This is a genomic window from Caulobacter sp. 05L422 (genome assembly GCF_056397765.1).
The window spans coordinates 248,644-273,943 of sequence record NZ_JBFTOB010000001.1; the positions used below are offsets into that span (position 1 = coordinate 248,644).

Sequence of the window (25,300 nt, forward strand, 5' to 3'; positions counted from 1 at the left end):
CAGCTTGGCGGGCCCGGAGCCTTTGCGAAAGCAAAGGTTCCAAATCAAAGATGGGGACCGCCGCCGCCACCCCCGCAGGACGAGGAGGTGGCGGAAAGGGTTAGAACTTCAGGGTCACGTCCGCGAGGAAACGACGACCGTAGCTGTCGTAGCGGCCGATCCGGTTGGGATCGTTGTCGCGGTACATCCGCAGCTCTTCGTTGGTCAGGTTGTTGACCTGGAAGCGCACGGCGACGTGGTCGTTGAAGGTGTAGGACGTGCTGAAGTCGAGGGTCTTCTCGCTCTCCAGGGTCTGCAGGTCCGAGCCGTTCCAGCCGTAAATCACGGTCATCGGGCTGTGGTACTTCCAGCCCAGGCGCGCTTCGATCGGGCCGTTGGCGTACCACAGGTCGACCGTGGCGGTGTGGTCGGCCAGGCCCGTCATGGAGAGCGGGTTGGTGGCCGGCGAGAACTCCTTCAGGTCGGAGTCGACATAGGCGTAGTTCGAGTAGATCCCGAACTTGCTGAGCGGACCCGGCAGGAAGAAGAACGGCGTCTGGAAGGTCAGTTCCAGGCCCTGGATGTAGCCCTTGCCGCCGTTGGCCGGGCTGGCCACGGTGTAGGTCTGGCCGCCGTAGGTGACCGGGCTCTGCTTCCAGCCGATGTAGGAGTCGACGTCCTTGTAGTAGTACGACGCGGCGACCAGGGCTTCCGGACGGAAGTACCATTCGGCCGAGGCGTCCAACTGCCAGGCCTCGAAGGGCTTCAGCGTGGGGTTGCCGGCGCTGCCCGTCCAGGGCGACCAGTTGGCCAGGGTGCGGCTGGCGCGCAGCTCGTCCAGCGGCGGACGGGCAATCACCTTGGCCAGGCCCAGGCGGAACACCTTGCCGTCGCCAAAGTCGAACTTGGCGTTCGCCGAGGGCAGGATGTCGGTGTAGTCGTTGTCCACCGTCACGGCGTTGAACGCGCCGGCGGTGTCCTGCTGCTGGCCGTCGCTGCTGGTCTCGGTGTGGACCACGCGGACGCCGACGTTGCCGCTGGCCCACGAGCCGGCGAAGCTGTCGGCCGCGAAGTTCAGCTTGCCGTAGCCTTCGAAGACCTTCTCGTTGACGCTCCAGCGCTCGCCCAGCTCCTCGGTCGCGTTCGACAGGGCGAAGGCGTTGGGCGCGTAGGCGACCGCCGCGATCTTGTCGATGTCGCCGGTCAGCAGGGCCGGGACGTTGGCGCCGTCGCTCAGCGTGTAGGCCGTCAGCAGGTTGGCCGGAATGGTCGCGCCGGTCGCCGCGGGGGCGAAGCTGAAGCTGGTGTGGTCCTTGGTGCGGTCCGAAGCCCGGACGCCGAACTGGAAGCTCTTGAACGGCACGCCCGTCAGGTCGCGCGTGAAGTCCAGGGTCCCGGCCTTCAGCTCGTCGTTCAGGTGCTCGGGACCGTCATGCGAACCGGCCAGGTCGGCGGTCTGGCTGAGGCTGAGGCTGTCCTGGCTGGTGGTGATGGTCGGGGTCTTGCCGGCGCGCCAGTCGAAGCTGGTCCAGGTCGGCCAGGCCTCGAAACGCACGGCCTTCCAGGTGTTGGTCCGCTCGGCCTTGGAGTAGGAGGCGTCGGCGACGACGGTCCACTGGTCGCCGGTCCACTTGCCGTTCAGGCCGCCGGCGAACAGGTCCTTGTCCTCGGAGTACTTGGCCAGCACGGTCTGGACCGAGCTGAAGGGCAGGGTGGCGGCCACCACGGTGTTGTTGACCAGGGTGAACGAGGCGCCGGCCGCGTGATAGTCGGCGTCGTTCCAGCCGAGGTTGGTGCCGTCGCCGCGGTTCCAGTTGCCCCAGTTGTTGGCGCCCCAGACCGTCTGGTCCTGGACCTCGGTGATCTCGATCTTCGAATAGAGGGCGTCGGCCTTCAGTTCGAAGTTGTCGCTGGGCTTGTACTGCAGGCCGCCCGAGACGCCGGTGCGCTTCTGGTCGATGCGGCTGGCCGACATCTGGGCGCCCCACGGGGTGGCGTCCAGCTTGCCGTCGCCGTTCAGGTCGCTGCTGTAGTCGCTGGCGCCGGCCGGCGGGCGGGCGGCGGAGTCGTTGTAGCCCCAGCCGGTGAACGAGCCGTAGCCGTTCTTCTGGCGCTGGCTGGTCAGGCCCAGCACGAAGGCCAGGTCGTCGTTGATCTTGTGGACCCACGAGCCCGAGGCGCGGTAGCCGGTGGTGTCGTAGTTCGGAATGTCCTTGCCGCCGTCATAGAAGACCGGGCCGGCGCGGAGCACGAATTGCGGGCCCTTGTAGTCGAGCGGGGCGATCGTATCGATGTTGATGGTCGCGGCCACGCCGCCGGCGATCAGGTCGGCCGACTGCGACTTGTAGACCTGGACGCCCGAGACGACTTCCGAGGGGTAGATTTCCCAGCGGACGTTGCGGTCGGGCTCGGACGAGGCGACTTCGCGGCCGTTGACCAGGCCCAGCACCAGGCGGGCGCCCAGGCCGCGCACGACGGCCTGGCTGTCGTTGCCGCGGTCGCGGGTGGCGTTGACACCGGGCAGGCGGGCGATCGATTCGGCGATGGTGACGTCGGGCAGGACGCCGATGTCCTTGGCCGAGATGGCTTCGACGACCTTGTCGGAACCGCGCTTCACGTCCAGGGCCTCGCGCAGGCTCTTGCGCACGCCGGTGACGACGACTTCGTCGACCTGAGCGGAGTCGGAAGCCGGGGCGGGCGCGGTTTGCGCGTGGGCGCCGGCGGCGGCCATCAGGGCCAGGCCGCTGACGGCGGAAAGAAGCTTGTAGTGAGACATCATGGTTCCCCCAAAGGACGACGGCGCGGCGTTCTTAAGACACCGCTGCTCATGTTGTGATGCGGACTGGTGTGGCCGGCGCTGAAAGACCGCCGATACAGGTGGGCGCGGTGGCCGCGCCGATGCGCTTCTGACGAACGCTCCCCGCCGACGTCGAGCGCCAGCTAGGAAGCGCTATTTATCATATCAATCACACATGACAAGCCTGGCCATGGATAGCGGTGTCAATTCACGGTCTTGGTGTGGCGCGGGGACCACTTGGGCCGCTCGCGGGTTATGCTGTGGCCGGACACGGAGACCCGACCATGGACGCCCGTACGACCCTCACCCCCGCCGCCGAGCTGGCCGCCCGAAGCCCGGTGCGGTTTCCGGGCGAGAGCCCCGAATACCGCGCCGCCCGCACGGCCCTGCTGGCCGAGGAGCTGGAGCTGCGTCGCCACCTCGAGCGCGTGGCCGAGCAGCGCCGCGCCCTGCCGCCGGGCGGCGAGGTCCGGGGCGACTACCGGTTCGAGGGCGAGGAAGGGCCCGTCGACTTCGCCGGCCTGTTCCGCGACAAGCAGACCCTCGGCGTCTACAGCTTCATGTTCGGCCCGCAGCGCGAGCGGCCCTGCCCGATGTGCACGGCGCTGCTGGGACCGCTGGACGCCAACGCCGCCGACCTCGACCAGAAGATGTCGCTGGCGGTGGTGGCCCGCTCGCCGATCGAGCGCCTGGTCGCCTTCAAGAAGGAGCGCGGCTGGCGGAACCTGCGGCTCTACACCGATCTGAACGGCAAGTACTCCCGCGACTATTTCGGCCTGCTGCCGAACGGCGACGAGATCCCGGCCTACAACGTCTTCACCCGCCAGGGCGGGACGATCCGCCACTTCTGGTCCGGCGAGATGACCGGCGAGAGCGCCGACCCCGGCCAGGATCCGCGCGGCGCTCCGGACCTGGTGCCGCTGTGGAACTTCCTGGACATGACGCCGGAGGGGCGCGGCGGGGATTGGTATCCGAGCTTGGAGTATAGGTGAAGAGTGTGCCGCCAGTCGGCGTCAAGCCACAGGAATGAGCTCGGTCGTATCCTCGGATCGCTTGTCGCGCTCGGCGCGCCGTCGAGCTTCAGCGAACGATCGATTAATTCTGAGTCCGGCGATTAGCGGAAAGATATAGAACCAAATCGTTCTAAAGTACTCCACTCTACGTGCGGCAATAGCAGGCTTTCTCGCTCGGTTGAACGTCTCTACGGTTCCATCAAATCTCATTACCGCGAGCTCTATTTTGTTCCAATCTCTGGCGATGGAGCTCGCAGATTCCTGAAATACGGTAGTGGATCCCGTGTATGGGATCGCGGGGCGGTCGATAGTAAGACCAAATAGAGCGTCGTTGACCTTTGCGTGCTGCAATGAATTGATTGAAAATTTGTTACAAATGTCTCTATTTTCCTGAGTTCTATCTAATTCCCACGTATCAACATTGTCGCCCATGTGCGGCGAACAATGATTGAAGTGAAACCCAGATCTGGCGTCAATTACCGCGTCAAACTGCGAGTTAAGATCCTTATATATTTCCGTGACCCTGTCTGTGTGCGGCGCCATGGAAAATGATAAGGATACAAGAAAAAAAGCGATGACGCTGGAGGCTACCCAGAGCGTATCTACCGTTAGCCAAAACCTTACTGATCTCGGATTCAAGTGGACAAATATGAAATAGAACCCAAACGAGGAGCCGATGGACATTGCCGTGACAATCAATGGAGCCCATTGGATAGTAAAGCCTACAAACTCGTTCATGCCGCCCCTCATGCGCTCGAACTCACAGACTAAGCCATCTTCTTTGACGTAATCTGAAGTTGTGGCCGAGATCGGCGCTTACTCTCCCACCTTCACCACACTGGCCCGCTGCCCCACGGTCGCCGTCACGGCCGGAGCATCCGCTACAGCCGTCGCTGTAGCTGCCGTCGCCACGGTCACCGAGGTTCCGGGCGCCAGGCGCGTGCGGTAGACGAACGCGTCGCCCTCCCGGACCATCGGCCGGGGCCCGACGCCGCCCAGGAAGTCGCCGTCGATGAAGGCGGTGTCGCCCGAGACCTTGGACTTGAACGTCACCTCGACCGGCAGCATGTAGGCGTGCTTCAGCCAGCCCTCGGCGCTGTCCAGGGCGTTGCCCTTGTAGTCGAACACCGCGGCGTTCTCCCAGTTGGAGCCCTTGCCCCAGCGGGTGCCGCAGGTCTTGGTCGAGACCCAGGCCGGCTCCCAGTAGAAGACGCCCGTGCCGCCGTTGTTCAGCACCAGCTGGGTCAGGTCGACCAGGTACTTCTCCTGGCCGGCCGGGGTGGCCGGATAGCCGGCGATCAGCGAGTCCTCGCCCAGCAGGTTGGGCGAGCTGTCGGCGTTCTCCGTCGTGAACGGATAGGCCGTCTCGACCACCAGCACGTCGGCCGCATAGGTGTTGCGCAGGCGGTTGATAGTCTGGCCCAGCTGCGCCATCGAGCGCTTGGACCACTTGCTGTAGTAGCTGAGGCCGATGATGTCGTAGTCGGTCACGCCCGCCTTGGTCGCGGCGGCGAACCAGGGCTCGGCGTTCTCGGGCTGGGCGATGTGCAGCATCAGCCGGGGCTTGGTCCCGGTCTCGCGGCTGACGTCGCGCACGGCCTTGATGCCGGCGTTGAACAGCAGGGCGTTGCGGTCCCAGTTGATCGGCTCCTTGGCCCTGGCCAGGCTGGAGACGATCTCGCCGTTGGTCTCGTTGCCCACCTGGACCAGCTCAGGCATGAGGCCCTCGCGGTTCAGTTCGGTCAGCGTGTCGTGGGTGAAGGCGTACAGCGCCTTGGCCTGGTCAGGCGTGGAGAGCTTGGCCCAGGCCTTGGGGGCGATCTGCTTGTCGCCGTCGGCCCAGTCGTCGGAATAGTGGAAGTCGAGCAGCACCTGCATGCCGGCCTGCTTGGCGCGGCGGATGCTGCGCTTGACGTCGGCCAGGTTGGAATACTTGGTCCAGTCCGGATCGTTCCAGATACGGATCCGCGCCACGTTGGCGCCGGCCGACTTGAAGAACTTGAACTGGTCGACGCTCGTACCGCCGGATTTGTAGACCGCGCCGCAGTCGTCCATCTCGTTGGCGTAGGAGATGTCGACGCCGAGGTAGATCGGGGGCTTCGTCGACTCGGCCTGGGCCGTGGCGAGGCTGATCAGGCTGGCCATGGCGACCAGGGTGAAGCGGCGTTTGCCCCGCATGACGTTTCCTTCCGACGTTACGCGCCTCGTCGAGGAGGCGGCGGGAAGGTCGCTGCAATTATATTATAAATCAAGCCTGCATTTGGAAACCCTCTCCATGGGGAGAGGGTTCAAGATTACAGCGTCACGCCGCCGAACGTCCGTTGCTCCTCGACATCGAGCTCAGGCCGTTGCGTCACGCCGTCGGTCCAGATCGGACGCTTCGCCAACCGCGCCTCCGACGCCGCCCGCATCGCCAACCCGTCATGCGCGAAGTCGTCGACCTCGATCACCGCCGCCACCGCCTTGTCGGCGGCCTCTAGGGCGGCGATCTCGTCGGCCGTGACCCAGCCGCCCTCGACCCCGTCCTTCCATTGGCGGATCTTCTGGGCGCGCAGGCGGTCGTGGATCGGCTGGGTGGCGACCACGCGTTCGAAGGCGTCGATCAGCTGGCCGACCGCCTCGTCCTTGCCGCCGACATAGACGTTCTCGATCAGCCGGTCGCGGGTCTCGGACGGCGCCAGCAGCAGCTCGGCGCAGGCGGTGGTGACCTTGTCCGACGGCCCTCGGCGGCGCGGTCCCAGCGGCAGGATCGCCGCGCGCAGCAGCCAGCCGGCCAGCACGTTGGGCAGGTTGGCGAACACCTCGTCGAAGCGCTGCTCGATGGTGGCGAAGCCCGTTTCCATGCACCATTGCAGCAGCGGGAAGTCGGCGTCCTGGCGGCCCTCGTCCTCCCAGCGCTTCAGGGCTCCGGACAGGAAATAGAGCTCGGCCAGGATGTCGCCGAGACGGCCCGACAGCATCTCCTTGCGCTTCAGCGCGCCGCCCAGGGTCAGCAGGGCGATGTCGGAGGTCAGGGCGAAGGCGGCGCTGTAGCGGCCCATCTGGCGATAGAACTTGGAGGCGCGGCCGGCGTCCGGCGCGGGAGCGAAGGCGCCGTTCGTCCAACTGCGGCCCCAGGCCCGCAGGCCCGTGCGGACCGCGTGGGCCACGTGTTTCCAGAACACCGCGTCGAAGTCGGCCAGGCCCTTGGTTCGGTCCTCTTCGCCGATGGCCAGGATCTCCTGCAGCATGAACGGATGGGCCCGGATCGCGCCCTGGCCGAACACCATCAGGCTGCGGGTCAGGATGTTGGCGCCCTCGACCGTGATGCCGACGGGAATGGCCCGGTATTGCGAGCCCATGTAGTTGCGCGGCCCCTCGATCACCGCCTTGCCGCCGTGCACGTCCATGGCGTCGTTGATCACCACGCGCATCCGCTCGGTGGCCCCCGACTTCAGCAGGGCCGAGATCACCGACGGATGGTGGCCCAGGTCCAGGCCCGTGCAGGTCAGGCGGCGCGCGCCGTCCAGCAGGTAGGCGTTGCCGGCGATGCGGGCCAGGCGCTCCTGCACGCCCTCGAACTTGCCGATCGGCACGTGGAACTGGCTGCGGACCCGGGCGTAGGCCCCGGTGGTCATGGCGCTGAACGCCGCCGCCGCGCCCGACATGGCCGGCAGCGAAATGCCGCGCCCGGCCGCCAGGGCGGTCATCAGCATCATCCAGCCTTGGCCCACGCGCTCGGCGCCGCCGATCACCAGGTCCATCGGGATGAAGACGTCCTTGCCCCAGTTGGGACCGTTCTGGAACGTCTGGAAGGCGGGCAGGTGGCGGCGGCCGATCTCGACCCCGGCCGTGTCGGTGGGCACCAGGGCGCAGGTGATGCCGATGTCCTCGACGCCGCCCAGCAGGTGGTCCGGATCCTTCAGCTTGAAGGCCAGGCCCAGCACCGTGCAGACCGGACCGAGCGTGATGTAGCGCTTGTGCCAGTTCAGGCGGATGCCCAGCACGTCCTGGCCCTTCCAGGTCCCGCGACAGACCACGCCCTCGTCGACCATGGCGCCGGCGTCGGAGCCCGCCTCGGGGCTGGTCAGGCCGAAGGCCGGCACCTCGCGGCCGTCGGCCAGGCGCGGCAGCCATTCGTCGCGCTGAGCCTGGGTGCCGAACTTCATGATCAGCTCGCCCGGGCCCAGCGAGTTGGGGACCATCGCCGTCACCGCCGCCGAGGCCGAGCGGGTGGCGATCTTGCGGACGATCTCGGCGTGGCCGTAGGCGCTGAAGCCCAGGCCGCCGTATTCCTTGGGGATGATCATGCCGAAGAACTTCTGGCTCTTCAGATAGGCCCAGGCCTCCGGCGACAGGTCGCGGGTCTCCCAGGTCATCTGCCAGTCGTTGACCATGGCGCACAGGGTGTTGACCGGTCCGTCGATGAAGGCCTGCTCGTCGGGACGCAGCTTGGCGGCCGGGAAGGCCAGCAGTTCGTTCCAGTCCGGATCGCCGGTGAACAGCGCCGCGTCCCACCAGGTGTCGCCGGCGTCGATCGCCTCGCGCTCGGTCTGCGAGAGGGCGGGCATCACCCCGCGCGCCCATTGCAGGATCGGACGGGTGATCAGGTCCCGGCGGAAGTTGAAGCTGCTGGTCATGACGCCACCTCGAAACTGCGATGGTGCTCAAACGCCTCGCGACGCGACGGGCTCCCCGCCGGCCGCAAGCGGCCTGTCAGCAAATCGACACACGATGCGGTTAGTGCAGCGCTTCATGACCCTGGCGCGCGATGAGGGGGCGGGACGTCTTCCATGGCTTGGCTTCGTGACATCGACCGCTGGTTCGCCGCCAGCGTGCTGCCCTACGCCAGCAACTACCGCGCCTACGCCCGCAAGCTGGTCGGCGACGAGGGCGATGCCGAGGACCTGGTGCAGGAAGCCTACGCCAAGGTGCTGGGCGTGGCCGAGTGGCGGCGGCTGGAGGCTCCCGAGCGGTTCGTGATGACCATCATCCGCAACCTGGCCTTCGAACGTTTCCGCCGCGCCAAGGTGGTGGGCATCCGTCAGATCGGGGTGCTGGAGATGGACGCTCTGCCCGACCCGGCGCCGGACGCCTATGCGGTGACCAGCGCCCGCCAGGAGCTGGACATGGTGCTGGCGGCGCTGGAACGCCTGCCCGTCCAGTGCCGAAAAGTGCTGACCTTGCGAAAAATGCACGGCCTGTCGCCTGGACAGATAGCGGTTAGGTTGAACTTGTCCGTCTCTACAGTCGAGAAACACCTTGCGAAGGGCCTCAAGCTCTTGACCAAGGCCCTGGCCACGGGCGATGGCCGCAGTATCGAGAAACGATCGAGTTCATGGCGCAACCGGGCGATCAAGACAGAGACGCGCTGATCGCCGAGGCCTCGCTGTGGCTGGCGCGTCTCGACGCCGGTCGTGCTTCCGAACAGGACCTGGACGCCTGGCGCGAGGCCGATCCTCGCCGCGCGGCGGCCTTCGCGGAGGTGGCCAGCGCCTGGACGCGCCTCGACGCCCTGCGTGACGCCGACGACCAGACGACTCCCAGGCCCAGCCGCCGCACCTGGCTGGCCGGCGGCGGCGCGGCCCTGGCGGCGAGCCTGGTCGGCGGCGCCTGGCTGGGCCGCGACGTGCTGCTGCGCGACCGCGTGGTCACCGGGGTGGGCGAGCGCCGGACCCTGGCCCTGCCCGACGGCAGCTCGGTCGAGCTGAACACCGACACCGAGGTCTTCTGGCGGTTCGACCGCAAGCGGCGGCGGCTGTGGCTGTCGCGCGGCGAGGCGGCGCTGATGGTCGTCCACGACAGCCTGCGGCCGTTCGAGCTGTTCACGTCCCAAGGTTTGGCCCGATTGGCCGCCGGCCAATTCAACGCCCGCCTGCGCCCCGCGGGGCTGGACCTGATCGTGCTGGCCGGCCAGGCGGCGGTGCGGACCGCCTCGGGCGCGGCCCAGGCCCAGGTCACCGGACCGGCCGACGCCCGCCAGGCGCTGGAGATCACCGCCAACCACATCGACGTGGTCGCCACCCCCGAGGCCGAGGTCCAGACGGTCCAGGCCTGGCGGCGCGGCGAGATCGTCTTCGAGGGCCAGGCCCTGTCGGTCGCGGTCGAGGAATACAATCGCTACCTGACCCGCAAGCTGGTGATCGGCGACGACAAGGCCGGGACCCTGCGCCTGGGCGGCCGCTTCCTGACCGGCGACCCCGACAGCTTCCTGGACGCCCTGCGCACGACCTTCGGTGTACGGATCGTCGAGGACGGGCCGTCGCGAATTCTTCTTAAATCTCGATAGGGGTTTTGCCCCGCTCCCCCGTCTTGCCGTTCGAGACGCCGATCACGGCGATCCAACGACAAGGGGGCTCTCCTATGATCAAGACCTTGGGCCTGCGCATCGGCGCATGCGCATTGCTGGCCACCACGGCCCTGGTTTCCATCGTCCCGGCCGCCGCCCAGGCTCAAGCCGCCGCGCGCGTGACCTTCGACATTCCGGCCGGCGACACCGCCGCCGCCCTGAACGCCTTCTCGCGCCAGGCCGGCGTCCAGCTGATGTTCCCCTACGACGTCGCCGCCCGCCACCGCACCGCGGGGCTGAAGGGCGCCTACGGCCGCGAGGAGGCCCTGCGCCGGCTGATCGACGGCAGCGAACTGGAGATCGCCTCGGCCAACGCCCAGGTCATCACCCTGCGCCAGAAGGGCTCGGCCCCTTTGGCCGACGCGCCGGCTGACATGGTCGGCGAGATCATCGTCACCTCGCGCGCCGGCTCGGACGCCCGCACCCGGCTGGAGACCAGCTACGCGGTCACCACCATGAGCGCCGAGTCGCTGCGCCTGCGCTCGCCGATGGGCGTGGCCGACGCGCTGAAGGCCGTGCCCGGTTTCTGGGTCGAGGCCTCGGGCGGCGAGGCCAGCGCCAACATCCGGGCCCGCGGCATCCCGCAGGAAGGCTATTCGGCCATCGCCCTGCAGGAAGACGGCGCGCCGATCCAGCATGACGGCGGCTTGGGCTATCTGAACGCAGACCAGTCGTTCCGCCTGGACGAGACCATCGACCGCATCGAAGTGGTGCGCGGCGGCCCCTCGTCGATCTTCGCCTCCTACGCCCCCGGCGGCACGGTCAACTTCATCACCCGCAAGGGCGGCGACACGCCGGAAGGCCTGGCCAAGGTCCAGATCAGCGACTACGGCACCAAGCGCGTCGACCTGTTCTACGGCGGCCCGCTGGCGGCCGGCTGGCACGCCTCGGTCGGCGGCTTCTGGCGCGAGGAAGACGGCATCCGCGACCCGGGCTTCACGGCCAACAAGGGCTATCAGTGGCGCGTCGAGGCCGGTCGCGAGTTCGAGCGCGGCAGCATCGAGTTCAACCTGAAGCACCTGGACGACAACGTCATCCTGTTCGCGGGCGTGCCGCTGAAGTTCAACGCCGCCGGCGACCCTAGCGCCGCTCCCGGCTTCGACCCGCTGACCGGCACCCTGGCCGGCCCGGAAACCGCCCACCTGACCCTGCGCGGCCCGACCGGTCCGTTCGACTGGGACCTGACGCGCGGCACCGAGGTCGAGCTGACCCAGGCCACGGCGATCTTCAAGTACGAGCCCTTCGACGGCTGGCATTTCTCGGACACGCTGCGCTACCGCACCTCGGAGTCCAAGCGTATCGGCCTGTTCCCCAACACCCCGGTGCTGGGAACGGCGCGCATGGCCCAGGTGCAGGCCGACTTCCTGAAGGCCAACAACAACGCCGCCAACCTGGGCCAGGTCATTCCCGGCGCCGTCGGTCTGCAGCTGCGCTACAGCACCACGCCGGACCAGGTCTTCCAGACCACCGGCGCCGGCCAGAACGGCAACGGTCTCGTGATCGACGGCTCGCTGCGCTACGTCTCGGTGCCGCTGGACGAGCTGATCAACGACGCCCGCGTCACCCACAAGTTCCAGTTCGGCGACCAGAGCCACGACGTGGCCTTCGGCGTCTACACCGCCCACGTGGAAGAGGCCTTCAACCGCTATTCGGCCAACGCCTTGCTGGACGTGCGCAGCAACGCCCGCCGCCTGGACCTGGTGGCCGTCGACGCCGCCGGGAAGGCGCTCTACAGCTTCACCGAGAACGGCATCAGCCGCTACGGCGCCGAGTTCGCCAACGGCGACGGCAAGTCCAACACCGTCGCCCTCTACCTGACCGACGAGTGGAGCATCACGCCCAAGCTGCGCATCGACGCCGGCGTGCGCTGGGAGAAGATCGAGTTCGAAGGCCGCAGCGAGCGGTCCGCGACCAAGAACCTCGGCCAGTCGCCGACCCCGGCCGACGACACCGTGCTGGCCGGCACGGGCGCCTACGACCGCCTGGACCGCAAGTTCGACCACGCCGGCTGGACCATCGGCGTCGACTACAAGTTCAACAACGAGATGGGCATGTTCGGCCGCTTCACCTCGGCCTTCCGCCTGCCGTCGCTGGGCGACTACATCACCAACGCCACCAACTCGACGGGCACGGTCCAGACCATGGATTTGTCGGAGCTGGGCTTCAAATGGGTGACCCCGAAGATCGAGCTCTACGCCACGGCCTTCCAGACCACCTACGACAACCTCGGCTTCGGCAGCCTGGTGTTCAACCCGACCACCGGCGCCTATGTCAGCCAGACCAGCGTCACCGACACCAAGACCCTGGGCCTGGAACTGGAAGGCGTGGTGCGTCCGGTCTCGTGGTTCGACCTGCGCTTCAACGCCACGCTGCAGAACCCCGAGTTCGGCGACTACAAGTTCGAGGAGGCCTGCACGGTCGCCGCGTCCGACCCGACCTGCCAGGTCAAGCCGCCGGCGGCCACGGCCAGCCGCACCCGCGACTTCACGGGCAACCAGCTGATCCGCGTGCCCAAGACCTCGTTCCGCCTGACCCCGGGCCTGAACCTGATCGACAGCAAGCTGCGGCTGGAAGCCAGCGTCGAGCGCTACGACGACCGTTATTCGGACGCGGCCAACAGCTCCAAGCTGCCGGCCTACACCCTGGTCAACGCGACGGTCCGCTACAACATCACCGACGCGCTGACGGTCTACGCCTACGGCAACAACCTGTTCGACGAGCTGGGCCTGACCGAGGGCAACCCGCGCGCCGGCCAGATCATCAGCGGCGAGGCCGGGGCCCTGTACGGCATCGGCCGGCCGGAGTTCGGCCGCTCGTTCCGCGCGGCGCTGATGTACCGCTTCTAGTCTTCTTCCCCTGAATTCCCCTCGACTAGGGCGGCCGGTTTACACCGGTCGCCCGCCTTTTTAGGGAGCCGAACAATGGTCCGTTGGCTGGCGCTGATCTTCCTCTTCCTGGCGGCCCCGGCCTGGGCGCAAACCGCCAAGCCCGACCTGGTCCTGACCGGACAGGTGCTGGGCGCCGACCACCAGACCTATAAGCCCGTGACCTTCGACGTGCCCGACGGCGTCACCCGCCTGACCGTCGAGGTCGACTACGCCCGCGACCAGAAGACCGTCGTCGACCTGGGCCTGCTGGACCCGGTGCGGTTCCGTGGCTGGAGCGGCGGCAACAAGAAGCGCTTCACGCTCTCGACCGAGGACGCCACCCCCAGCTACCTGCCCGGCCCGCTGCCGGCCGGGCGATGGACCCTGCTGCTGGGCGTGCCCAACGCGCGGCCCGGCTCCAGCGCCGCCTACGAGGCCAGGATCACCTTCGAGCGCGGCCCCGCAACCACCAGCTTCGCGGCCGCGCCGCTGAAGGCCGCGCCCGGCTGGTATCGCGGCGACCTGCACATGCACACCGCCCACAGCGACGGCTCGTGCCTGGCGCAGTCCGGCGTCCGCGCGCCGTGTCCGGTCTATCGCACCGTCGAGGCGGCCAAGGCCCGCGGCCTGGATTTCATCGCCATCACCGACCACAACACCACCAGCCACTACGAGGCGATGGCCGAACTGCAGCCGGCCTTCGACCAGCTGCTGCTGATCCCCGGCCGCGAGGTCACCACCTTCCAGGGCCACGCCAACGTCTTCGGCCCGACGGCCTTCATCGACTTCCGCCTGGGCGATCCCAGCGTGCCGACCATCAAGGCGCTGCAGAGCGCCGTCGCGGCGGCCGGCGGGGTGTTCTCGATCAACCACCCCAGCTCGCCGTCGGGCGAGATGTGCATGGGCTGCGGCTGGACCGTTCCGGACACGGACTATGACCAGGTGCAGTCGATCGAGGTCGCCAACGGCGGCTCGCAGCGCGCCCAGGGCGGCGGGGCCGAGGGGCCGCTGTTCGGCGTGCCGTTCTGGGAGGCCCAGCTGAACGCCGGCCACCGCATCACCGCCGTCGGCGGCAGCGACAACCACGACGCCGGCCTGCCCCCCGAAACCCCCGGCGCCGTCGGTCGCCCGACCACGGTGGTCCATGCCGAAGAGCTGTCGACGGCCGGGATCCTGGCCGGGATCCGCGCCGGGCGGGTGTTCATCGACCTGGACGGGACCAAGGACCGCACGCTGGACCTGACCGCCCGTGCCAGGTCCGGCCAGGCGGTGATGGGTGGCGTCCTGACCGCCAAGCCGGGCGAGGCGGTGGCCTTCACGGCGTCCCTGACCGGCGGCGAGATGTCGGGCCTCGAGGTGATCCGCGACGGCGCCAAGCTTGCGGTGACCGTGGGCCCGACCGGCGCCCTCACGGTGAAGATGGGCGACAAGGCCACCTGGGTGCGGCTGAACCTGCGCGACGCCCAGGGACGGCTGCTGCTGATCGGCAACCCGATCTACTTAACCCCTCTCCCAAAGGGAGAAGGTTCGCGACGCTAGCCCGCTTCCCCCGTCAGCTCGCGCCGCGCCTTGTCCAGCTCCTCGGCGTAGCGCCGCGTGGCGTAGGCCTCCGACAGGATCCCGATCACCTCGCGGTTGGCGTCGACCACGGCCAGTTCGTCGGCCTGAGTGTGGTCGAAGGCGCGCATGACGTCCTTGATCGACTCGTCGGGCGACAGGGCGGTGTCGGCGTAGAGCACCAGCGTGGCCACGGGCAGCTCGCTGTCGTCGGGGTGGGCGTAGGCCAGGGCGGTGCGGACGATGCCGGCGTAGCGGCCCGTGGCGTCCAGGGCCACCACCCGCTTGGTCGAGCCCAGCGGATAGCGGCGGCGGAACTCGGCCAGGGTGGCCTCGGCGGGGATGGTCTTGGCGTCCTTGCGCATCATCCGCCCGGCGGTCAGGGGGCGCATCCAGCTGACGTCGTGGGCGCTGCGGATGGTCTCGCCGCGCAGGTGCAGCCGCCAGGTCGAGAACGAATAGCCGAAGGTCTCGCGCACGATGGCGCTGGCGATCAGCGAGGCGACCAGGGCGGCGGCGGCCACCGTGAAGTCGCCGGTCGCCTCCAGCACCAGGAACGACATGGTGAAGGGCCCGCCGACCACGGCGACCCCGAACGCGCCCAGTCCGACCAGGGCCGCCACCGTCGGGTCCAGCGACGGCAGCCAGGGCACGAACACCGTCAGGGCCGCGAAGATCTGGCCCACCAGCACCCCCAGGAACAGCGAGGCGAAGAACAGGCCGCCCCGGAAGCCGAAGCTCAGCGACACCACGCTGGCCAGGGCCTTCATGGCCAGCAGGATCAGCAGCATCCGCAGGCCAAGGTCGGCGGTCAGGTTGACGTGCACCGCGCCGTGGCCGGCCGACAGGGTCTGGGGGGTGATCAGGGCCATGGCCGCCAGGGCCACGCCGCCGATCATCGGCCGGAAGGTCTTGGGCAGTTTCGACTTGCCGACCAGTCCCTCGGCCGAGGCGACCAGCCGCATCAGGGCGATGCCGGCGAAGGCGCAGACCACGCCCAGCAGGGCGTAGAGGCCGTAGTCGAACCAGGACTGCACGGCCGGGGTCGAGGTCTTCAGCAGATAGGGCAGGCCGCCCATCCGTCCGGCCACCAGCACCGCGGCCAGCGCGGCGGCGGCCACGGGCGCCAGGTTGGCGACGGTGTAGGCCCCGATGACGATCTCGAACGCGTAGAAGGCCCCGGTCAGGGGCGCGCCGAACGCGGCGGCGATGGCGGCCCCGGCCCCGGCCCCGACCAGGGTGCGCATGTCGGCCCGGCGCAGGTTCAGCCGCTGGCCGGCGAACGAGGCGATGGCCGCCCCGGCCTGGGCGTAGGCGGCCTCCAGTCCGACCGAGGCGCCGACCCCGTTCGACAGCAGGGTCTGGCCACAGATGAAGGTGCTGTCGCGGATCGACAGGTGGCCGCCGTGCAGGGCGTTGGCCTCGACCGGGTCGACGGCGGGCTTGGGGCGATATTTCAGCCAGGCCCAGGTGGCCACGCCCAGCACCAGGCCGCCGATCGGGATGGCCAGCAGCCGCCATGGGGCGATCACGCTCTGGGCGCTCAGCCGCGCGTCCATTTCGATGGCGAACAGCAGCACCTGCAGGCCGTGGGCCAGCTTGGCCTGCAGCACCGCCAGGGCTCCGGCCCCGGCGCCGATCAGGATGGCCACCGCGATCAGCCACAGCTCGCTGGACCGGATCCGCCGCCGCAGCCAGCTCAGCCAGCGCACGGAGGTGGTGGTCGGAAGGGAAAGCTGCATGACGCCAAGGGTTCCGCGGGACGGCCCATCTTACGGGCTGCGCGGGGCGAGGCAACGCGGGGCTTTGCGGTGCTAGGCGCGGGCGGCCGCGCCGACCGGAGCCCGGGCGGTCAGCACCACGCCGGTCCGCGCCGGGTCGCCCATGCCCTGCGGTCCGCGCCAGTCGGCGGCGACGATGAACAGGGTCGTGCCGTCCGGCCCGCCCAGGGCGCAGGAGAAGCAGCCGCGATCGGCCTCGACCCGGGCCAGCACCCGTCCGCCCTGGGCCACCCGCACGCAGCAGCGGCCCGGCACGTCGGCGTACCAGACCGCCCCCTCGGCATCGAGGCAGACGCCGTCCGGATGGCCGTCGACCTCCGCCCAGACCCGCCGGTTCGACAGGCCGCCGTCGGGAGCGATGTCGAAGGCGGTCAGGCGCTGGCCGTAGGACTCCGCCACGATCAGGGTCTTGCCGTCGGGCGTGATCGCCATGCCGTTGGGAAACTCGAGCCCGTCGGCGACCTGGCGCGCCGCCCCGTTCGGCGTGACCAGGGCGATGATCCCGGTGGTCACCTCGCCGTGCGGGAAGTCGAAACCGATGTTGTTGACGTAGGCGTGGCCCCGATTGTGGACCACGATCTCGTTCCAGGGCTTGTCGGACAGGTTCGACAGGTCGGCATAGGGCTTCAACTGGCGATGCGGGGCCATGTACGACACCTGGCCCGCCGCGCTGACCAGCAGCCGGCCGTCGGGCAGGGGGTCGATGCAGAACGGCAGGGCGTCGACCGGCACGATCGTCTCGCGACAGCCGGCCATGTCGACCGTCACCAGCTCCCGCGCGCCCCAGTCGCAGATCCACAGCCGCCCGTTCCACCAGCGCGGCGACTCGCCCATCACCAGGCCGTTCAGCAGGGTCCGGGCTTCGAGGACGGGAATGGTCATGGCGCGCTCCTGAGGGGTCATCTCCCTAGGACGCGGCGGGAGGCGCGATTTCGACAGGGCGTCTTCGAAATGTCGGTGGAAAGCGACGAACGGCGCCGATCAGGGCTGGACGCCCTCGTGCGCCAGCAGCCAGCGCTTGCGTTCGATCCCGCCGCCGTAGCCGGTCAGGGCGCCGCCGGTTCCGATCACCCGGTGGCAGGGCACGACGACGGCGATCGGGTTGGCGCCGTTGGCCATGCCGACGGCGCGCACGGCGCTGGGGCGGCCGATCCGCTCGGCCAGGCGGGCGTAGCTGGTCGCCTCGCCCAGCGGGATCTCGACCAGGGCGTTCCACACCTGCCGCTGGAAGGCCGTGCCGCCAATCGTCCAGGGCACGGTCCTGAGCGCCGCCAGCTCGCCGGCGAAATAGGCCGCCAGGCCGTCGCGCACCGCCGTGGCCGCCGCGCCGGTCTCCACCGCCTGACCGCGGTGGTGCAGGCGCAGGGCCCGGGCCAGGCGCTGGGGCTGGTCGTGGAACTCCAGCACCCGCAGCCGTCCTTGCGCGTCGGTGACCACGTCGATCTCGCCGATCGGGGTGGCCAGGACGTCCAGCGCCAGGACCTCAGGCCGCACGCTTGACCTTCCGGACCGGCGGCGCGCCCTCGTCCGCCAGCGATGCCCAGAGGTGCAGGGCGGCGTAGGCCCGCCAGGGCCGCCAGGCCTCGGCCCTCGCCAGCAGCTTTTCCGCAGTCGGGCGAACGCCGTCGGCGTCGGCCAGGGCGCGCATCAGGGCGACGTCGGCGGCCGGGAAGGCGTCGGGCTCGCGCAGCTGGCGCATGGCGATGTACTGGGCCGTCCATTCGCCGATGCCGGGCAGGGCGCGCAGGCGGGCGACCATCTCGGTCAGGCTGGCGTTCGGGGCCAGCAGGTTCGGATCGGCCGCGATCGCCGCCGCCATGGCCGACAGGCAGCGGATGCGGGCGCCGGGCATCTTCATGCCGGACAGGTCGGCGGCGGCCATTCGCTCGGCCGAAGGGAAGGCGTGGGTCAGGCCCGGCTCCGCCCCCAATCCGGGAGAAGTCTCGGCCAGCGGCTCGCCGTGCGCGGCGACCAGGTCGCCGGCCAGCTTGCGGGCCTGCACGACGGTGATCTGCTGGCCCAGGATCGCCCGCACCGCCAGCTCGAAGCCGTCCCAGGCGCCGGGCACCCGCAGGCCGGGCCGCAGGGCCACCATCCGCGCCAGGTCCGGGTCGCGCGACAGCACCTCGCCGATACCGACCGGGTCGGCCGACAGGTCGAACACCCCGCGCACCCGGGCCAGGATGCGCGGCAGGGCCGAGGGCTTGGGGAAGCGCACCGCCACGTTCAGCCGGTCGCCGCCGATCGGCGTCACGGCGATGGTCCCGGCCGCGCCGTCCAGGGCGATCACCCGGCGATAGACGTTGCCGTCGACATGCTCGACGCCGGGGATCGCGCGCATGGCCAGGAAGGCCAGCATGCCGTCCCAGTCGTAGGGCGGGCGGTAGCGCAGGGTCAGGGAGATGGCTTCTCCGGCCGGCGCGGGGAGCGCCTTCCTCCGGCGCAGGGCGGCGGGCGGTCGGTCGTAGAGCTGCTGGAAGGTCTCGTTGAAGCGCCGCACGCTGCCGAAGCCGGCGGCCAGGGCCACCTCGCCCATCGGCAGGTCGGTCTCGTGGATCAGCTGCTTGGCCAGCAGCACCCGCCGGGTCTGGGCCACCCCTACAGGCGTCGCCCCCAGATGCTGCAGGAACAGCCGCCGCAACTGCCGCCCGCCGACGCCCACCCGCTCGGCCAGGGTCTCGACGTCGCCCCCAGTCTCGCAAGAAGAGTCGAGCGCGCCCGCCTCGATCAGGGCCAGGGCGCGGCTCACCGTGTTGGACGCTCCGTTCCAGGCCCCCAGCTGCGGCGAGGTCTCGGGCCGGCAGCGCAGGCAGGCGCGGTAGCCGGCCTCCTGGGCCGAGGCGGCGCTGGCGTGGAAGGTGACGTTCTGGCGCAGCGGCGTGCGCGCCGGACACACCGGCCGGCAGTAGATGCCCGTCGTCTTCACGGCCACGAACAGCCGGCCGTCGAAGCGGGCGTCGCGGGTCTGGATGGCGCGGTAGCAAACGTCGGGGTCGAGATCCATGCGTTCGATCATAACCCCGGGCGGGGCGACGTCTCGCGGTTTTCGGACGTCGTCATCAGCAACGTCTGAGTGCCGGCGGGCGCGGGTGTCGCCACCCGCGTGCAATCTTCGCGCGACAAGTAGTGTTGGCGTTGAAAGTGTCGATTCATCGACATTTCCACGAATAGTGATGTGAAGTCGACATTGCCGCTGGTGTGTAAGCTTAGGTGCGACAAAATGCGCGATCAAAACGGTCCAATACACGAACCTTAACGTGCCATTCGGCATGAACATTAGAAGGTGATCAACCGCGATGATCGCCCAATAGGCCTCAAGTTCGGTCTGGGGCCATCACCATGAAATATCCTGTCATCTGGGCGACGAGCGCGCTGGTCGCCGCCGTCGCCATCTCCGCCTCTCTTGTCGGGGGAGGGGCCGTCGCCCGCCAGGAGCGCGGCGCGCCGGGCGTCAGCCTGGCCCGCGACGTGGTCGCCGCGGCCAGCGCCTTCGAAACCTACACCCGCGGCGCGGGGACCATCTCGGCGGCGTTCGAGAGCGGCGGCGGCGTCGCCGACGCCCTGGCCAAGGGCGCGGCCTACCAGCCCGAACAGCTGGAAGCCGGCATGATCGCCTACGGCGCCATCGCGGCGCTGCAGGAGCAGGCCTTCATCGACGGCGTCCGCCAGGCGGCGCGCGAGACGCCCGCCGAGGTGCTGGTCCAGCGCCTGGAAACCAATCCCGACAGCGTCCTGGAGATCGACGGCGTCGGCGCCGCCGCCGGCCGGGCCCAGGCGGCCCTGCTCAAGCGCGGCGCGCCGCTCGGCGTCACCGGCAAGGCGGTCAAGCAGGCGGCCTACGACGTCCAGCGCCAGGGCTGGTCCAAGGCCACGATCGCCGACAGCGCCGGCCGCCTGGCCAAGGTCAAGGCGATGTCGGCGACCTTCTTCGCCCCCGGCGACGAGGATGCGGGCCGACTGATCCAGGCGGCGACCGCTCCGCGCGAGGGCGGCGGCTTCGGCGGGGGCGGCGAGGGCGGCGCGGCCTTCACCCCGGTGACCGTGCGGGCCTCGGCCCTGGCGGCCCTGGCGGTGCTGGGCGCGGCCGGCGACGAGGACGTCGCCAGGCTGGACAAGGTCATGCACGAGCCGAAGAGCGGCTTCTGCATGAAGATGGCCAAGCTGAACCTCTACCAGTGCCTGGCCGTGGCCGGTCCGCACTACGAGGACGTCTTCTGCCTGGGCCAGCACGCCCTGATCGACACCGCCCAGTGCGTCACCGGCGCGGCGGGCGGAGCGGCGGTTCCGGCGGCGACGCCGGCGCCGCGTCCGGTCCCGGGCTTCATGATCCCGACGGCCGGCCAGGCCGTGGCGGCGATGAGTTCGCCGGTCCCGGCGGGGAACTAGTCCGCCTTCGTCCGTGCCCGTCATCCTCGCGTCAGGGCGCGAGGATGGCGACGCCGGCCGCGCCCTGCGCCTGTATTAACCAGAGTAGAAATGTCGAGTAGTCGACATTTCCTCAGTAGAATCCCTATTCATCACCGGTGGAATACCTTACCGCGACAAAAGCGCGCAGTAAAATGGTCCAATACATGAACCATAAAGCTCGATTTGGTAAGAATATTCGGGAATGTTCAATCGCGAGGGACGTCTAGTAGGGGCTGAGGTTCAGCCTGGGGCTATCAAGATGAAACAGTCAGTCCTTTGGGCGACGAGCGCGCTCATCGCCGCCGTCGCCGTGTCCGCCACCCTGGCCGCTGGAGGAGCGGTCGCTCGCCAGGAGCGGGGTGAGCCCGGCGTCAGCCTGGCCCGTGACGTCGTCGCCGCGGCCAGCGCCTTCGAAACCTACACCCGCGGCGCCGTGGCCATTTCGGCGACGTTCGAGAACGGCGGCGGCGTCGCCGAGGCCCTGACCAAGGGCGGGGCCTACCAGCCCGAGCAACTGGACGCCGGCATGATCGCCTACGGGGCCATCGCGGCCCTGCAGGAGCAAGCGTTCATCGACGGCGTCCGCCGGGCCACGCGCGACGTCCCGCGCGAGGTGCTGGTCGCCCGCCTGCGGGACGATCCCGAAAGCGTCATCGAGATCGAGGGCGTAGGCGCGGCCGCCGGTCGGGCCCAGGCGGCCCTGCTGCAACGCGCCGCGCCGCTGGGGATCACCGGCCGCGCGGTCAAGAAGGCCGCCTACGACGTCCAGCGCCAGGACTGGTCCAAGGGCCCGATCTCCGACACCGCCGGCCGTCTGGCCAGGATCAAGGCGATGTCGGCCGCCTTCTTCAATCCCGGAGAGGACGACACCGGCCGGCTGATCCAGGCGGCGACCGCCCCGCGCGAGGGCGGCGGCTTCGGCGGCGGCGGCGAGGGCGGGGCGGTGTTCACGCCGGTGACCGTGCGGGCCGCGGCCCTGGCGGCCCTGGCGCTGTTGGGCGCGGCCGACGACGACAGTGTCGGCGACCTCGACAACATCATGAGCGAGGAGAAGAGCGCGGGCTGCATGAAGATGGCCAAGCTGAACCTCTACCAGTGCCTGGCCGTGGCGGGTCCGCACTACGAGGACGTCTACTGCCTGGGCCAGCACGCCCTGACCGACACCGCCCAATGCGTCAGCGAGGCGGTCGGCGCGCCGCGCACCCCGGCCGCCCCGGCGGCCAGTCCGGTTCCGCGTCGGGCGCCGGGCTTCATGATCCCGGTGGGCGGCCAGACGGTGGCGGCGATCGATGCGTCAGATCCGACCGAGGCCGGGGCCTGGGGACCTTCGTCCGCCTATCCGAAGTAACGGGCGTCCAGCCGCGGAAGGAAAAGGCCTCCCGGAGCGATCCGGGAGGCCTTCGTCATTTCAGCGCGGAGAGCGGACCCTAGCGGATCCCGGCCACTTCCCGGGCCCGCTCGCGCTCGGCCTTCTGCTGGTAGGCCAGGTCGCCGTACTTGCCGTATTCCATGCGGGCGATCGTGCGCTCGTGCACCTCGTCCGGGCCGTCGGCCAGGCGCAGGGTGCGGATGCCGGCATAGGCCTTGGCCAGGCCGAAGTCGGTGGTCACGCCGCCGCCGCCGTGGGCCTGGATGGCGTCGTCGATGATCTTCAGGGCCAGGCGCGGGGCCGCGACCTTGATCATCGCGATCTCCAGGCGGGCCGACTTGTTGCCGGCCTTGTCCATCATGTCGGCGGCCTTCAGGCACAGCAGGCGGCACATCTCGATGTTGATGCGGGCCTCGGCGACGCGCTCTTCCCAGACCGAGTGGTCGGAGATGTACTTGCCGAAGGCCTTCCGGCTCATCAGGCGCTTGACCATCTTCTCCAGCGCCACCTCGGCAGTGCCGATGGTGCGCATGCAGTGGTGGATGCGGCCGGGGCCCAGGCGCCCCTGGGCGATCTCGAAGCCGCGGCCCTCGCCCAGCAGCAGGCCTTCCTCAACGGGCACGCGCACGTCCTTGAGGATGACCTCGGCGTGGCCGTGCGGGGCGTCGTCATAGCCGAACACCGGCAGCATGCGGACGATCTCGATGCCGGGGGCGTCCATCGGCACCAGGATCTGGCTCTGCTGCTGGTGGCGGCTGGCGTTGTCGGGGTCGGTCTTGCCCATCACGATGGCGACCTTGCAGCGCGGATCGCCCACGCCCGACGACCACCACTTGCGGCCGTTGATCACGTAGAAGTCGCCGTCGCGCTCGATGCGGGTCTCGATGTTGGTGGCGTCGGAGCTGGCCACCGCCGGCTCGGTCATCAGGAAGGCGCTGCGGATCTCGCCGTTCATCAGCGGGCGCAGCCAGCGCTCCTTCTGCTCCAGCGTGCCGTAGCGCATCAACACTTCCATGTTGCCGGTGTCGGGCGCCGAGCAGTTGAAGACCTCGGACGCGAAGCCGATCTTGCCCAGCTGTTCGGCGATCAGGCTGTATTCGAGATTGGTCAGCTGGACGCCCTCGAACTGGAAGGTGTCGTCGACATGGACCTGGCCGCTGTGGGGCGGCATGAAGAAGTTCCACAGGCCGGCGGCCTTGGCCTTGGCCTTGAGTTCCTCGACGACCTGGACGACCTTCCAGCGCTCGGCCCCGAGCACGTTCATCTCGGCCTCGTAGACCGGGACGGCGGGCCGGATGTGCTCTTCCATGAACGCCGTGACGCGGTCGAGGAAGCTGCGCTGGGTGGCGGAGATTTCGAAATCCATGGCGTTTCCCGGTCCCGTTCTTGTGCTGTCAAACGCTTGTTTGAAACTCTTCTAGCACCGAAGTGACGCGGACGGCAAGCGGGTTGGCCGAGGTCCGGCGCGCCGGGTCGGGCTCGCGCCCGACGCGTGAATGGGGCGGTGTTGACCTTGGGCTGAACGGGCCGTAAGCGGCGCGGAGACGAGGGGGATCCACGAATGCGCAAGACCATCGCCATGGTGATCGTCGCCGCCCTATGCGGCGTTCCATGCGTGGCCGCCGCCGAGTGGAGCCTGGTCGAGACCCGGCCCGGCGAGATGGCCCGCGCCGTCAGCTATTGGCGAGCGGACGCCGTCACGCGGGTCGACGGCGCCCTGGAGATCGAGATCGCGCGGGTCGCCCGCAACAAGTACGGCGACGACGCCTACGCCTCCACGAGCAAGGTCGCGCTCGACTGCGAATGGCGCCTTCGTCGCGCCCAGCCTTCGCAGGGCTGGTCCAGGCCCGAGGACATAGCGCTGAAGCCGACGAGCGGCGCGCCCGCCGCGTGGTCGGCCTGGTCGTTCGACGAGGATCCCGCCGTCGACCTGATCGCGCGCGGCCTGTGCGACGGCGAGACCATTTCCTCAGGCGCGTTCCGATCGGCCTCGCCCGCGGCCGTCCTGCAGGACGCCGTCCAGCGGCTTGGCTACAAGAGCGCGGCCGAAGCGTTCGCGCGCCCGGCGATGCTGACGATCGGGCAAGCCCCGTTCATGACCGATACGCCCGTGGAGGCGAGCGGACGCTATCTGCTCCAGAACCTGGTCTGGACGCAGGGCGCGCGCGCGGTGTTCGTCATGCCGTCCACCGTCAAGCGCGCCGGCGACCTGGTCACCGGCCGGTCGGTGTGGGTCGTGGGCCTGGGCGACGACAAGACCCGACGGGTGTTCGCCTATCGCGATTTCCAGGCCGACTGCCGGGGCGGGAGCCTGGCGCTCGTCACCACGGCGCGCTGGCCCCATGCCGGCTCGGAGCGGGAGCCTCGGGCTTTGCCGACGGGGCCGGGCCGAAAGGTGGAAGGCGAAGGGGCGAGCAAGGCGCTGGCGGGCGCGGTCTGTCAGGGACAGGCGCCGCTCAAGAGTCTGGCGTCCATGGCCCAGCTTCTGGCCTATGTCGACGCGCCCGGCGAGGACCCGGCGTTTCGGGCGCTTCGCGCCAAGCCGACGATCCACGCGGGCTTCATGCGCTGGGCCAATGAGCCCGATCGCCGGCGCATCCGCGCGGCCCTGCCGGCCGGAGCCCTCAAGCCCGGGGAGAAAGGCGTCTCGATCATCCACTGCGTGGTCACGGCCGACTATCGCCTGACCGCCTGCAAGACCGGCATCGTCTCTCCCGCCGGCCGGGGCCTGGAGGAGGCGCACCTGGCGCTGATGCAATTCTATCTGCCCGAGAAGAAGGCGGCCACCGGCGAGGACACGGCCGGCCGCTGGGTCGAGTCGGCGATCGACTGGTCGACCGACGGTTCCGCGATGCGCCCGGCCGCGATCCCGCCGCGCGACATGCTGTGGCGCAGGGCGCCCACCCGAGAGGACATCGCCAGGGCCTACGCCTCCGACGCGCCCGCCGAGGCCACGATCCTGTGCTCGATCACGGGCGCCTACACCCTGTCCGACTGCAGCCTGGGTCCCGTCCGCATGAGCGGAACCACGCTGCTCAACATGGTCGAGGGCACGAAGAACCGGGACAAGACCCGGGAGGCCAGCGAGGCCCTCGGCAAGGCGCTGTTGGATCTGACGCCGCGGTTCGTGGCGTCGGCGCGGACGGCGACCGGCGAGGACCCCGTCGGCAAGCGGATCGCGATCACGGCGGCCTGGCCCTGA

The 25,300-nt window shown here is 69.2% G+C and carries 17 protein-coding genes; 8 read left to right on the forward strand and 9 right to left on the reverse strand.

The window, feature by feature from the left end; translation table 11 throughout:
* Positions 1-100: 100 nt before the first annotated feature.
* The gene (locus AC1DMQ_RS00995; protein WP_477031684.1) at positions 101-2,755 is read right to left on the reverse strand and encodes a TonB-dependent receptor; all 2,655 of its coding nucleotides are present in this window, start codon (positions 2,753-2,755) and stop codon (positions 101-103) included.
* A gap of 305 nt (positions 2,756-3,060) precedes the next feature.
* On the opposite strand from AC1DMQ_RS00995, the gene AC1DMQ_RS01000 reads away from it, so the two are divergent.
* Entirely contained in the window at positions 3,061-3,768 is a 708-nt protein-coding gene (locus tag AC1DMQ_RS01000) for a DUF899 family protein (RefSeq protein ID WP_477031685.1), read from the forward strand.
* 21 nt (positions 3,769-3,789) lie between these two features.
* Here the strand turns inward: AC1DMQ_RS01000 and AC1DMQ_RS01005 are convergent, their stop codons facing one another.
* The 3 genes from AC1DMQ_RS01005 to AC1DMQ_RS01015 form a co-directional block, all read right to left on the reverse strand.
* Complete coding sequence (locus AC1DMQ_RS01005; RefSeq protein WP_477031686.1) at positions 3,790-4,527, reverse strand: hypothetical protein; 738 nt, start codon at positions 4,525-4,527, stop codon at positions 3,790-3,792.
* Between the two features lie 78 nt (positions 4,528-4,605).
* On the reverse strand, positions 4,606-5,967 hold the full coding sequence (locus tag AC1DMQ_RS01010) for a glycoside hydrolase family 53 protein (RefSeq protein WP_477031687.1): 1,362 nt from the start codon (positions 5,965-5,967) through the stop codon (positions 4,606-4,608).
* 116 nt (positions 5,968-6,083) lie between these two features.
* On the reverse strand, positions 6,084-8,408 hold the full coding sequence (locus tag AC1DMQ_RS01015) for an acyl-CoA dehydrogenase (RefSeq protein WP_477031688.1): 2,325 nt from the start codon (positions 8,406-8,408) through the stop codon (positions 6,084-6,086).
* Positions 8,409-8,561: 153 nt separating this feature from the next.
* On the opposite strand from AC1DMQ_RS01015, the gene AC1DMQ_RS01020 reads away from it, so the two are divergent.
* From AC1DMQ_RS01020 to AC1DMQ_RS01035, 4 genes are all read left to right on the forward strand, one after another.
* The gene (locus AC1DMQ_RS01020) at positions 8,562-9,143 is read left to right on the forward strand and encodes an RNA polymerase sigma factor (RefSeq protein WP_477031689.1); all 582 of its coding nucleotides are present in this window, start codon (positions 8,562-8,564) and stop codon (positions 9,141-9,143) included.
* Entirely contained in the window at positions 9,107-10,057 is a 951-nt protein-coding gene (locus tag AC1DMQ_RS01025; protein WP_477031690.1) for a FecR family protein, read from the forward strand. The genes AC1DMQ_RS01020 and AC1DMQ_RS01025 overlap by 37 nt, the downstream gene beginning before the upstream one ends.
* A gap of 74 nt (positions 10,058-10,131) precedes the next feature.
* The gene (locus AC1DMQ_RS01030; RefSeq protein WP_477031691.1) at positions 10,132-12,963 is read left to right on the forward strand and encodes a TonB-dependent receptor; all 2,832 of its coding nucleotides are present in this window, start codon (positions 10,132-10,134) and stop codon (positions 12,961-12,963) included.
* 75 nt (positions 12,964-13,038) lie between these two features.
* On the forward strand, positions 13,039-14,523 hold the full coding sequence (locus tag AC1DMQ_RS01035) for a CehA/McbA family metallohydrolase (RefSeq protein ID WP_477031692.1): 1,485 nt from the start codon (positions 13,039-13,041) through the stop codon (positions 14,521-14,523).
* Here the strand turns inward: AC1DMQ_RS01035 and AC1DMQ_RS01040 are convergent.
* From AC1DMQ_RS01040 to AC1DMQ_RS01055, 4 genes are all read right to left on the reverse strand, one after another.
* The gene (locus AC1DMQ_RS01040) at positions 14,520-16,283 is read right to left on the reverse strand and encodes a chloride channel protein (protein ID WP_477031693.1); all 1,764 of its coding nucleotides are present in this window, start codon (positions 16,281-16,283) and stop codon (positions 14,520-14,522) included. The genes AC1DMQ_RS01035 and AC1DMQ_RS01040 overlap by 4 nt on opposite strands.
* A 72-nt stretch (positions 16,284-16,355) precedes the next feature.
* A complete protein-coding gene (locus tag AC1DMQ_RS01045) occupies positions 16,356-17,204 on the reverse strand; it encodes an SMP-30/gluconolactonase/LRE family protein (RefSeq protein ID WP_477031694.1) in 849 nt (282 codons plus the stop codon).
* Between the two features lie 99 nt (positions 17,205-17,303).
* On the reverse strand, positions 17,304-17,816 hold the full coding sequence (locus AC1DMQ_RS01050) for a methylated-DNA--[protein]-cysteine S-methyltransferase (RefSeq protein ID WP_477031695.1): 513 nt from the start codon (positions 17,814-17,816) through the stop codon (positions 17,304-17,306).
* The gene (locus AC1DMQ_RS01055; protein ID WP_477031696.1) at positions 17,806-19,326 is read right to left on the reverse strand and encodes an AlkA N-terminal domain-containing protein; all 1,521 of its coding nucleotides are present in this window, start codon (positions 19,324-19,326) and stop codon (positions 17,806-17,808) included. The genes AC1DMQ_RS01050 and AC1DMQ_RS01055 overlap by 11 nt, the downstream gene beginning before the upstream one ends.
* A 335-nt stretch (positions 19,327-19,661) precedes the next feature.
* On the opposite strand from AC1DMQ_RS01055, the gene AC1DMQ_RS01060 reads away from it, so the two are divergent.
* Complete coding sequence (locus AC1DMQ_RS01060; protein WP_477031697.1) at positions 19,662-20,708, forward strand: hypothetical protein; 1,047 nt, start codon at positions 19,662-19,664, stop codon at positions 20,706-20,708.
* Positions 20,709-20,988: 280 nt separating this feature from the next.
* A complete protein-coding gene (locus AC1DMQ_RS01065) occupies positions 20,989-22,077 on the forward strand; it encodes a hypothetical protein (protein ID WP_477031698.1) in 1,089 nt (362 codons plus the stop codon).
* A gap of 79 nt (positions 22,078-22,156) precedes the next feature.
* On the opposite strand, the gene AC1DMQ_RS01070 is transcribed toward AC1DMQ_RS01065, so the two are convergent.
* Positions 22,157-23,464 carry an acyl-CoA dehydrogenase family protein gene (locus AC1DMQ_RS01070; protein WP_477031699.1) on the reverse strand — a complete coding sequence of 436 codons (1,308 nt, stop codon included), beginning with the start codon at positions 23,462-23,464 and terminating at the stop codon, positions 22,157-22,159.
* A 195-nt stretch (positions 23,465-23,659) separates the two neighbouring features.
* On the opposite strand from AC1DMQ_RS01070, the gene AC1DMQ_RS01075 reads away from it, so the two are divergent.
* Positions 23,660-25,300 (forward strand): hypothetical protein, encoded by a 1,641-nt coding sequence (locus AC1DMQ_RS01075; RefSeq protein ID WP_477031700.1) that lies wholly within the window; start codon positions 23,660-23,662, stop codon positions 25,298-25,300.

Excerpts from the sequence above, each read along its gene's own strand:
- AC1DMQ_RS01010 (WP_477031687.1), bottom strand. The coding sequence starts at position 5,967 with ATGCGGGGCAAACGCCGCTTCACCCTGGTCGCCATGGCCAGCCTGATC.
- AC1DMQ_RS01025 (WP_477031690.1), top strand. The coding sequence starts at position 9,107 with ATGGCGCAACCGGGCGATCAAGACAGAGACGCGCTGATCGCCGAGGCC.
- AC1DMQ_RS01005 (WP_477031686.1), bottom strand. The coding sequence starts at position 4,527 with ATGAACGAGTTTGTAGGCTTTACTATCCAATGGGCTCCATTGATTGTC.
- AC1DMQ_RS00995 (WP_477031684.1), bottom strand. The coding sequence starts at position 2,755 with ATGTCTCACTACAAGCTTCTTTCCGCCGTCAGCGGCCTGGCCCTGATG.
- AC1DMQ_RS01055 (WP_477031696.1), bottom strand. The coding sequence starts at position 19,326 with ATGGATCTCGACCCCGACGTTTGCTACCGCGCCATCCAGACCCGCGAC.
- AC1DMQ_RS01045 (WP_477031694.1), bottom strand. The coding sequence starts at position 17,204 with ATGACCATTCCCGTCCTCGAAGCCCGGACCCTGCTGAACGGCCTGGTG.
- AC1DMQ_RS01075 (WP_477031700.1), top strand. The coding sequence starts at position 23,660 with ATGCGCAAGACCATCGCCATGGTGATCGTCGCCGCCCTATGCGGCGTT.
- AC1DMQ_RS01035 (WP_477031692.1), top strand. The coding sequence starts at position 13,039 with ATGGTCCGTTGGCTGGCGCTGATCTTCCTCTTCCTGGCGGCCCCGGCC.
- AC1DMQ_RS01065 (WP_477031698.1), top strand. The coding sequence starts at position 20,989 with ATGAAACAGTCAGTCCTTTGGGCGACGAGCGCGCTCATCGCCGCCGTC.
- AC1DMQ_RS01060 (WP_477031697.1), top strand. The coding sequence starts at position 19,662 with ATGAAATATCCTGTCATCTGGGCGACGAGCGCGCTGGTCGCCGCCGTC.
- AC1DMQ_RS01070 (WP_477031699.1), bottom strand. The coding sequence starts at position 23,464 with ATGGATTTCGAAATCTCCGCCACCCAGCGCAGCTTCCTCGACCGCGTC.
- AC1DMQ_RS01015 (WP_477031688.1), bottom strand. The coding sequence starts at position 8,408 with ATGACCAGCAGCTTCAACTTCCGCCGGGACCTGATCACCCGTCCGATC.
- AC1DMQ_RS01000 (WP_477031685.1), top strand. The coding sequence starts at position 3,061 with ATGGACGCCCGTACGACCCTCACCCCCGCCGCCGAGCTGGCCGCCCGA.
- AC1DMQ_RS01040 (WP_477031693.1), bottom strand. The coding sequence starts at position 16,283 with ATGCAGCTTTCCCTTCCGACCACCACCTCCGTGCGCTGGCTGAGCTGG.
- AC1DMQ_RS01020 (WP_477031689.1), top strand. The coding sequence starts at position 8,562 with ATGGCTTGGCTTCGTGACATCGACCGCTGGTTCGCCGCCAGCGTGCTG.
- AC1DMQ_RS01030 (WP_477031691.1), top strand. The coding sequence starts at position 10,132 with ATGATCAAGACCTTGGGCCTGCGCATCGGCGCATGCGCATTGCTGGCC.